Genomic DNA, 233 nt, shown 5'->3' with positions numbered 1-233 from the left:
AGCCGCGCCCGCAACCGCGCCACTACCAGTTGCGCGCCGGCCTCGTCGCACTCAACCAGCAGCACCGCGATACGCCCCGGCGCCAAGTGCGCCGCAAGGTCGCTCTTGCGGCAGGCCAGCGGCACGATCGCCGCAGCCCGCTTGGTGGCCAGCGCCCACGCCGCGCGCGCATCGGCCGCATCGGGCAACACCGGCTGCGACACTTCGACGACGACCGCCGCGGTCGCCAGCCC

General features: G+C 75.1%; 1 protein-coding gene. It reads right to left on the bottom strand.

Annotated features, from left to right (window positions below; translation table 11 throughout):
* Window positions 1-233, bottom strand: a 233-nt coding sequence (locus tag ACSNOK_RS36405; RefSeq protein ID WP_436784924.1) for a hypothetical protein, incomplete at both ends; no start/stop codon positions are given.

The sequence above is a fragment of the Streptomyces sp. URMC 126 genome, assembly GCF_051386555.1.
Classification (GTDB): domain Bacteria; phylum Actinomycetota; class Actinomycetes; order Streptomycetales; family Streptomycetaceae; genus Streptomyces.
The sequence above is the reverse complement of the archived record's forward strand: the minus strand, read 5'-3'. Positions and strand labels throughout refer to the sequence as shown.